The sequence below is a fragment of the Halobacillus litoralis genome (genome assembly GCF_020171725.1).
GTDB lineage: Bacteria > Bacillota > Bacilli > Bacillales > Halobacillaceae > Halobacillus > Halobacillus litoralis_F.
Window position 1 is genome coordinate 205,674 of the sequence record NZ_JAIVAJ010000010.1, and the last position, 8,453, is coordinate 214,126.

The following is an 8,453-nucleotide window of genomic DNA, read 5'->3' on the forward strand; positions in this document are numbered from 1 at the left end:
GGGGGGAGAAGATACAATGTCTAAGCGATTGTTACTAGTGGGTGCGGGCCATGCCCACTTAGAGGTCATCCATCAATTAAAGGAAAGGAAGCTCTCTCAAGTCGATGTGTGCTTGATCAACCCATCAAGCTATCAGTATTATTCAGGGATGTTCTCAGGTTATACGGAAGGTTTGTATGAGGAAGAGGATACACGGGTCGATTTAGAGGCATTGACGAAGAGGGCAGGGATCCATTTCATAAAGAAATCCGCTGGTCGTATCCTTCCTAAACAGAAGAAAGTCGTTTGTTCAGACCGCTCTGTCTACCCATTCGATGTCGTCAGTTTTGATACCGGTTCGAGAAGTCTGCCTCCTTCCTCCATCGCAAGAACCATCAAACCCAATTATCAATTCATCCCGCAAGTCAATGAGATTCGCAAAACGACGCATCCGTTGATTGTGGGGGGCGGTGCAGCGGGTTGTGAGCTTGCGATGTCCATTCAAACGTACAAGAATAAACATCAGATTCCTGGAAATGTCCGCGTTATAAGTGCAGAGAGGATCCTGTCCGATGCTCCTGCACACGTCTCACGCAAGCTCCGATCTATTTTTTCGAAAAAAGGGATTCAGTTGTGGGAGCATGAACGTGCTTCAGAAGTACTGGAGGACTGTGTGATAACCGATAAAGGCAATCGCGTCCGACATACGGGTGTTCTCTGGCTTGGAGGAGCGGAAGCGGATTCTTTGTTCCAAGACTCAGACGTAGCCTGTGATGAGCAAGGCTTCGCCTACGTAAGGGATACGCTGCAGTTCGAAGGGTATGATCACGTGTTCGGCGCAGGGGATTGTGTAACGATGACGGACCACCCTCACCTGGCGAAAAGTGGAGTATATGCTGTAAGGCAGGGGCCTGTGCTTTGGGAGAATCTGCAGAATTACTTGAAGGGCAACCCTCTAAAGCGGTACAATCCTCAGACGAATGCGCTGTATATTTTATCAACTGGGCATAAGAAGGGGCTGCTGACGTATGGTCCGATTGCCCACCACAGTCATCAAGCGTGGAAGCTGAAAAACAAAATTGATACGGAATTCATCCAGAAATACAAGTCCTTCAGTGAATAGCTGAAGGACTTGTTTGTTCGTTGAGGGATTCTGCACCACGGGGAAAAATCGACTTGAGAACGTTTGTCTCGTCCGTTTTGAAAATAAAGATACAAATAACGGTTGAGACAACTGATGTCTCAACCGTTATTTGTATGCATCCGTTGTAAAAGGGTCGTGAGCCGCCTGATCAGAACGTTTCTCAGCCCTCAGATGTTCAGCCACGCCCTCACTTTATTCCTGAACAGGAAGGTCGTGACGAGCAGGAGGGCAAAGACGCTGAGTGCGATAGCAATGAAGGTCGTATTGCCGGAAGCAAGGCTGCTGCCGACGAGACTGTAAGCGAAGGTGCCCGGTAACATCCCGATGACCGTTGCGGGAACGAAGGACTTCAACTTCACTCTTGTCAGACCTGCTAAATAACTTAGTATATCAAACCCGACAAGCGGGATGAGACGAAGGATGAAGACATAAAGAAAGCCTTGCTCTTTCATCCGCGGATAGATTTTGGCGGACCAGCTGGAATCCTGAAATCTCAAGACAGAGTCTCCGAAGAAGCGTCCCATCAGGTAGCCCGTGATGCTTGCTGCTGTTGCGCCGATTACGATGTAAAGCATACCCGGCCAAAGCCCATACGCGTACGCTGCGGCGAGGGAGAGGACCGAGGTTGGGAACACGATGATCGGACCGATGGCGTAGATGACCATAAAGAGAAGGGGACCATAAATTCCAAAGGACAGAATGAAGGATCGTACCCCTTCTGGAGAAACATCGAACTGGCTGCGTGCCAACCAGACGAATGCAATGAAAATCACGAGGAAGAGAAGGGCACGACCGATATGTTTGCGGTTCATGTTCTTCCTCCTTCAAACCGTTTGATTTTATCTAAAGGCAGGTAAAGAGAGAGTTCGGCTCCTACTGATCCCTCTTGGACCGGGAGGGAGACCTTTTCACCTAGTGACTCTAAGAAAAGGTGACCAATCGTCTGCCCGTGCTGATACGTCTTATGCTGGATAGTCCCTTCGTGCTGCTCATAAGAGGTATCGGAAGGCGGTCGGAAAAGACAAGACTGAACAGGGATATACCTTTCCTCATCGATGACAAGGTGACCACCTAAGAAATGGGCGACAAAAGGGTGATTCGGCGATTGAAGAAGTGTCGACGGCTGATCGACCTGCTGAAACTTCCCTTCATGAAATACCGCCACACGGTCTCCCATCAACATCGCTTCTTCTGTGTCATGTGTAACGAAGATCGATGTGATCGAGCGCTCTGTCAGGAACGTCCGTACCCACAGTCTCAATTCTTTTCGCAGCTGAGGGTCCAGACTGCTGAACGGTTCATCGAATAAGATCACTTCAGGTTCTGTCGCCATCGCTCTCGCTAAAGCGACGCGCTGCTGTTGTCCTCCTGAAATCTCTGCCGGGTAATAGTCTTTATAATCTAACAATCCAATCGCCTCTAGGAGAGATTGGGTTTTTCTTTTAGAGTCCTTCTTCGCAAGCTTGGCTCCATAGCGTATGTTTTCTTCCACCGTCATATGGGGGAAGAGGAGCGGCTGCTGAAAGACGAGACTGACGCTTCGCTTGTTCGCTTTTTTCTCCGTCACATCCTGACCGGAAATTGAAATGGTTCCGGTCGTCAAAGGCTCGAGCCCTGCAAGGATTCGGAGGAGCGTCGTTTTGCCGCTTCCGGACGGTCCGACAATGCTTAACACCTCTCCTTTTTCCACTGAGAATGTAATGTCCCGTAAAATCGACTGCTCGTTGAATTGTTTCGTCAGTTTCTGGATTTCTAATGTGTTTGTCATGTTCGATTCCTCCAAGGGATGTTGGTGTAAGGAAGCAGCAATAGGATCGCTTCCATGATCACATACAAGAGGAGTGGGATCATAGCGAACCAAATCGAGAAGGCTGCCATGATCGATGCATTCGCCGTATCAAGAAACGGGAAGAACACCATCGGAAGCGTAATGACCGTTCCGCCGCCAATGATTGCTGTAATGGCGTATTGACTGAGGCTGATTACGATCGTTAAAAAGGTCACGCTGCGAATGGCTGGTTTCATCAAGGGCAATTCAACCGTGAATAGTTGATGAACAGGTGTTGCACCTAAGATTAAAGGCTGCTCCAGCAAATCGCTTCCCATCTGCCTGTATGCATTTTGAAAGATCTTTACGCTATAGGGCACGGTGGGGACGAGGTGGATGAGGATGACCCCGGCCAGCGTATCCGCAAGTCCGATGCGTATCATAAACAAATGGAGCCCCATCGCAATGGCGAGAACCGGAATTAAGATGGGGGAGAGCATCATCGCTTCAACGAAAGACTTCCCTTTGAAATCCATGGTGGCCAATGCCTTGCCTGTCAGAATGCCGATGAGCAAATTGGTGACTAAAACTCCAGCTCCGATGGCGATCGACCAACCCGTTGCTGACCAAAGATTAGGGTCCGAGGTGAGTACCTCGAAGCTGTCCAACTGGAAGGTGAAGCCTTGCCCAGCCTGGAACCGCCACGTTTCAGAAACACTTTGCAAAACGAGCAGAAGGACGGGAAGCAAAAAGAAAAGGGCAGATGTGATGATGAAAAGAAGTCGATTCCTGCTCATTCGATACGCCCCCTCATCGCTCTCCATCGTTTACGGTTCAGATAAAGATAAGCCACACATGTAATCATCAATAGAAAGACACTCATCAGAGACATCGCCGCAAAGGCTAATGGTCGGTCCTCCCATACACTTCCATAGAACCAATCATAACTCAGCACAGACAGCATCTCCGGGTACGTCGTTCCAAGGAGTGCCGGGACTTCGTAAGCGGAAAGGGTGAAGGCGAAAATGATCAGGAAGGATTCTACGACAACGGGAAGAAGGTGTGGCCATTCCACCGTTTTAAATCGCTCCCAAGCCCCGCCGCCGAGGCTTTGGACCAAGTCATAAAACTCCGGCTTGATCGAGGCATAGACAGGCAGAAGCATGAGAATGACAAACGGAACTTCCTTCCACACGTAGGTCAGTGTAATGCCAATCCCGTAAGGATCCCGTGTCCATACAGGAAAGTCAGCCGGGACTCCGATTAGACCGGTCATCTGCATCCATTGAGACAGGACACCTGATTCTGATAACAGAAGAATCACCATATACCCCCAAACGAAATGAGGGAAAAGCATAGGCAGCCAGACGATCAGTCTGGGGGTGTATTTTTCAAGTAACGGGTAACACGCTCTCGTGATCCATAGACCGATGATCAATGAGAGCAACGAGGACACAAGTGAAACCTGCAGGCTGAAACCTGCAGATGTGAGAAAACGCTCCGATTCGAATAAGCTCGTATAATACTGGAACGTAAAGGCCCCGTTGTCTCTTACACTCTGTGCGATCGCAGAACCCAGACCATAAAGAGGGATCAGTAAAAAAAGGACGCTCGGTATAAATAAGTAATAGCTTCTAGTTTTGAACCACTTCATTGAACCACTGCTCTTTCATCCAATCCACATAAGCGGCTTCCGATTCTGGAAGGAAACTTTCCTCCAGTTCCTGTTGGGACAGGACACTTTCACCTCTTTCAATGGATTCAAATTCTTCTTTCATACCTTCTGGTAACTTGTCGATGCTGATCGGCGTATTTTCCCCCCAGTAGTTCGGCGCGAGTTTCGCAAGCTGTGCTTCTGGTGAAAGCATGAAATTGATGGCTGCCAAAGCTCCGGGGTAATTGGTGCTGTTAAACGGGATGGATAGGAAGTGTGTGTTTCCGATCGAACCTGGATCCATCACAAAGGAGCGCGTCGTCTCTGGGAAAACGCCTTCTTCGATCAAGGATTCTGCGCGCGCTTCGTTGTATCCCATCGTCATCCACACGTCTCCTTGACTGTATAAGCGGTCAAGCTCGGTCAGGGAGTTCGGGTAATGCTCTCCGGAACGCCACAGGTTCGGTTCGATGTCATTCAAATAGCTCCATGTCTGCTCGGCTGTCCCGGCTATGTTTTCTTCATCTAAAGGTTGATCATAAATGGAAGCAGGGCTGTCCGCCTCGGCATATAAAATATGGCGCAGAAAAGCGTTCCCCGTGAAGTCATCCGCATTCGGATAGGTGAACTTTCCTGGGTGATCTGCTGTCCATGATTTCAATTCTTCAAAGGATGAAGGTGGACGGTCCATTTTGGCAGAGTCGTAAAGGAAGACGAACTGCACTTTCCCCCAAGGGGCCTCCATGCCGTCAACCGAAGTACCGAAGTCCGTTTGAAAGGCTGGGTCTTCGGTTTCGTAATATTCATTGAAGTTCGGCAGGCTGTCTACGAAGGAACCGGCGAGCAGTTCATTTTCCTTGGCATTTTTAAAATTCTCACCGTTCAACCAGATCAGGTCAATCGTTCCATCGGTTTTTCCGGCTTGTTTCTCGGTTTGAAGCTTCTGTAGAATTTCGACGGTATCCATTGGTACACGCTCAAGCGTAATGTCGTACTCTTCTTCCATCCGTGGGGCAGCCCATTCATCGATGTATTGATTGATTCCCTCATCTCCGCCCCACATAAAGAGGCGCACGGTTGTATCTGCCGCGGATTCTTCTATCTCAGACCAGTCCATCTCCGTGACGGTGGACAGGCTTTGTGTATTCTGATCGTTTGAACAAGCTGCTAGAAAGAAAACCAATAACAGCCAGGCTAACCCATATCGTTTCATCGTGTTCCTCCTCAACTGAATACCCTACTATGAAGTGTACCCGTTTCTTGTATCTTTTACTTGTAATCTATCATACAAATATTCTTACATAATGAGAATTGATATGCAGGTTCAAGGCGATGAAGGTTGGGAATAGAACGAACAGAGGAGGAATCAATGTGCTCGATCAACAGTTCGCGAAACCAAATGGATGGATCGGAAAAGCAGTAGGGTGGTTTATGACGCAAGAAAACGACGAATTGAATAAGTGGACGGTTTCTTTTCTTGATATTCAGGAAGGGGATGCTGTGCTGGAGATCGGCTTCGGTGCAGGAGAGTCATTATGTCAGGTTGCTCGAAGGAGTAGAGGCAGGGTATTTGGCATCGATCCTTCAGAAGCTATGGTCGAAACGGCAGTCAGAAGGCTCCAGAAGCGATCACCAGCTTGCGATATATGCTTGATACAAGGGGAAGCCGCGTTGATTCATCAATTTGAGACGACTTTTGATAAAATCTATGCTGTCAATAACATCACATATTGGGAAAAGCCGGTGGAGACGCTGGTGCATCTGCGCTCGCTTCTCTCAGAAGGAGGGAGGATCGCCCTCACCCTCTGCCCGCACGAAAAAGGAGCAGAGGACCAAACGACGGAGGTGCTGGGTGGACAGCTCCGCGCCCTCTTGAATCAGGCGGGCTTTTCCTCCATTGAAGTGTTCATTAAACCGACAAAGCCTAATAACACAGTATGTGCAGTAGCTATGAATCAATAAAGCCGCTTCGTGTAACTTTCGTCTAAGGACTTCTGAACACTTATGGCATCGACGCCATCCAGTTTGACATGTGCGGCAATCATTTTCGCAGGTGTGAAGAGTTCTTCCGTATTCGGCCAATGGTCCGGCTTCCATAGATGGGACCTTATGAAGGCTTTCGCGCAGTGGATGAAGCACTCTTCGACATGAATGACGATGGCTACATTCGGAACATGGCCTTTGTCTTCTAAAGGCTCAAGCAGGCGGCGGTCATCGGAGATGTAGGCTTTTCCGTTAATGCGCAGTGTTTCGTTCACGCCTGGAATCATAAAGAGCAGGCCGATACCGGGATTTTCTAATAGGTTAAGCATTGAATCCATCCGTTTGTTGCCGATTCGCTCAGGCAGGACCAACGTCTCGGAATCCAGGATCATCGCAAACCCCGGTCCATCGCCCCGTGGAGAGGCGTCGCAATGCCCGCTTTCATTCGATGTGCTGATGGTTGCAAAGGGTGAATGCGCAATGAAGTTCCGGCAGTTTTCATCTAAATGGTGAATCACTTTATTCGCAGCGACTCTCCCGGGAGTGCCTTGAATGCTCTGTAATTGCTTTACTGAATTCACTTTCGAATAGGTTTCTGTCATGTCCGTTACACTCCTCATTCGTGTGCTAGGATAATAAATACAGGAGGGGTACTGAATGAAATCATTAAGAAAAGAAGAAAAAGAGTATATGATCACCCGCATCCAAGAATTCTTTGAATTGGAGCGCGGCGAAGAAATCGGTGAGCTTGCCGCCGATCAATTCCTCGACCACATGGTCAAAGAGCTCGGTCCATTCCTTTACAACAAAGGCGTCCATGATGCGAGGGAAATGGTAGAGCAAAAGGTGATGAACCTGGACGAAGATCTTCTTTCACTAGAGCGTCCAGCAGGGCGTCCTTCCAGATCCTGATCCTTTCCTCATTTTAACGAAAGAGTGCGTACGTGTGTCAGAGTATGTGTTTTTCTGTCGTGACAATGACACTACGGTAAACGATGCATAAGATAGGTTTATCAACTATTGAAGGGATGAAAAAGATGTACTATACCCCTTATATGTATCCTTATCGTAGTGACCACATGTATCCAGTTCCTTTTTCGTATGCGCCTTATTATACTGGGCGTGACGTTGCCATTCAGGATTACGGCCCAAGTCCGTATGTCGTCAATATCAATGAGGCAACGAAACAAAATGATACGTTCCGAACCGCTCTGTGGACGGGAACACACTTGCAACTGACGTTGATGAGCATTGGTGTAGGAGAAGATATTGGACTCGAAATGCACCCTCATGTCGATCAATTTCTTCGTGTGGAAGAGGGAGAAGGGATTGTCAAAATGGGGAAAGAGAAAAATCAACTGACGTATGAACGGTCGGTTCAGGATGACGATGCGATCTTCATTCCTGCCGGCACGTGGCATAACCTCATTAACACCGGGCAGACTCCATTAAAACTGTATTCTATTTACGCGCCGCCTAATCACCCGCGTGGTACGATACACAAGACGAAGGCGGATGCAGAAGCGGCTGAGGGCATGCACGTGAACGGCCATCAGCAGGCCCAGCAATATTGGCATGCTGGCTCACCGGTGCAGTGGGTGAACTACACTGGCTTTTAGGTATCAGACCGGTTCTGATACAAATGAGGCGGACAGCGGGGTGGAAAATAGCTCGCTTTCCGCGGCGGCCCAACAGGACGTTGGGTCGTTCGACGTTGCCACAGGACGTGGCGGTATTAGTTCGAACATCCTTGTTCATTTTTGAACTCAGGCTTAAAGCCTGAGTGGATCTCGCCGTGGTCCGTGCATCCCGCAGGAGATTCCTGTGGGATTGTATGAAGGGGTCCTTGTAAAAAAAGAAGCCCTCCGATATGATGCGTTTGTACAACCAAATACAAACATCAAAAGGAGGACTTCCCTTTGAAT

9 protein-coding genes and 1 pseudogene are annotated in these 8,453 nt (G+C 48.7%); 4 read left to right on the forward strand and 6 right to left on the reverse strand.

Translation table 11 applies throughout. The annotated features are described in order from the left end of the window. Positions 1-16 precede the first annotated feature (16 nt). Positions 17-1,102 carry an FAD-dependent oxidoreductase gene (locus LCM20_RS18570; RefSeq protein ID WP_225196992.1) on the forward strand — a complete coding sequence of 362 codons (1,086 nt, stop codon included), beginning with the start codon at positions 17-19 and terminating at the stop codon, positions 1,100-1,102. A 188-nt stretch (positions 1,103-1,290) separates the two neighbouring features. On the opposite strand, the gene LCM20_RS18575 is transcribed toward LCM20_RS18570, so the two are convergent. From LCM20_RS18575 to LCM20_RS18595, 5 genes are read right to left on the reverse strand one after another with little or no spacing between them, the layout of a single operon-like run. Next, complete coding sequence (locus LCM20_RS18575; protein ID WP_225196993.1) at positions 1,291-1,935, reverse strand: TVP38/TMEM64 family protein; 645 nt, start codon at positions 1,933-1,935, stop codon at positions 1,291-1,293. Then, positions 1,932-2,891, reverse strand: coding sequence for an ABC transporter ATP-binding protein (locus LCM20_RS18580; RefSeq protein ID WP_225196994.1), 960 nt, complete (start codon positions 2,889-2,891; stop codon positions 1,932-1,934). Before LCM20_RS18580 ends, LCM20_RS18575 begins: the two co-directional genes overlap by 4 nt. Continuing rightward, positions 2,888-3,688, reverse strand: a complete 801-nt coding sequence (locus LCM20_RS18585) for an ABC transporter permease (protein WP_225196995.1) — start codon at positions 3,686-3,688, stop codon at positions 2,888-2,890. Before LCM20_RS18585 ends, LCM20_RS18580 begins: the two co-directional genes overlap by 4 nt. Beyond that, entirely contained in the window at positions 3,685-4,545 is an 861-nt protein-coding gene (locus LCM20_RS18590) for an ABC transporter permease (protein WP_225196996.1), read from the reverse strand. Before LCM20_RS18590 ends, LCM20_RS18585 begins: the two co-directional genes overlap by 4 nt. After that, positions 4,526-5,758 (reverse strand): ABC transporter substrate-binding protein, encoded by a 1,233-nt coding sequence (locus tag LCM20_RS18595; RefSeq protein ID WP_225196997.1) that lies wholly within the window; start codon positions 5,756-5,758, stop codon positions 4,526-4,528. The genes LCM20_RS18590 and LCM20_RS18595 overlap by 20 nt, the downstream gene beginning before the upstream one ends. A 158-nt stretch (positions 5,759-5,916) precedes the next feature. Here LCM20_RS18595 and LCM20_RS18600 point away from each other — a divergent pair, with 158 nt between their 5' ends. Beyond that, positions 5,917-6,507, forward strand: coding sequence for a class I SAM-dependent methyltransferase (locus LCM20_RS18600; protein WP_225196998.1), 591 nt, complete (start codon positions 5,917-5,919; stop codon positions 6,505-6,507). Here LCM20_RS18600 and LCM20_RS18605 read toward each other — a convergent pair. Then, a complete protein-coding gene (locus LCM20_RS18605) occupies positions 6,501-7,130 on the reverse strand; it encodes a pyridoxamine 5'-phosphate oxidase family protein (RefSeq protein ID WP_225196999.1) in 630 nt (209 codons plus the stop codon). The genes LCM20_RS18600 and LCM20_RS18605 overlap by 7 nt on opposite strands. 55 nt (positions 7,131-7,185) lie before the next feature. Here LCM20_RS18605 and LCM20_RS18610 point away from each other — a divergent pair, with 55 nt between their 5' ends. Then, positions 7,186-7,440, forward strand: coding sequence for a DUF2164 domain-containing protein (locus LCM20_RS18610; protein WP_225197000.1), 255 nt, complete (start codon positions 7,186-7,188; stop codon positions 7,438-7,440). Positions 7,441-7,607: 167 nt separating this feature from the next. Then, positions 7,608-8,060 (forward strand): annotated as a pseudogene (locus LCM20_RS18615) (cupin domain-containing protein); the annotation flags it as partial. Positions 8,061-8,453 lie beyond the last annotated feature (393 nt).

Bases quoted from the DNA above. Each gene is read 5' to 3' on its own strand.
- LCM20_RS18570 (WP_225196992.1), top strand. From the start codon at position 17: ATGTCTAAGCGATTGTTACTAGTGGGTGCGGGCCATGCCCACTTAGAG.
- LCM20_RS18575 (WP_225196993.1), bottom strand. From the start codon at position 1,935: ATGAACCGCAAACATATCGGTCGTGCCCTTCTCTTCCTCGTGATTTTC.
- LCM20_RS18580 (WP_225196994.1), bottom strand. From the start codon at position 2,891: ATGACAAACACATTAGAAATCCAGAAACTGACGAAACAATTCAACGAG.
- LCM20_RS18585 (WP_225196995.1), bottom strand. From the start codon at position 3,688: ATGAGCAGGAATCGACTTCTTTTCATCATCACATCTGCCCTTTTCTTT.
- LCM20_RS18590 (WP_225196996.1), bottom strand. From the start codon at position 4,545: ATGAAGTGGTTCAAAACTAGAAGCTATTACTTATTTATACCGAGCGTC.
- LCM20_RS18595 (WP_225196997.1), bottom strand. From the start codon at position 5,758: ATGAAACGATATGGGTTAGCCTGGCTGTTATTGGTTTTCTTTCTAGCA.
- LCM20_RS18605 (WP_225196999.1), bottom strand. From the start codon at position 7,130: ATGACAGAAACCTATTCGAAAGTGAATTCAGTAAAGCAATTACAGAGC.
- LCM20_RS18610 (WP_225197000.1), top strand. From the start codon at position 7,186: ATGAAATCATTAAGAAAAGAAGAAAAAGAGTATATGATCACCCGCATC.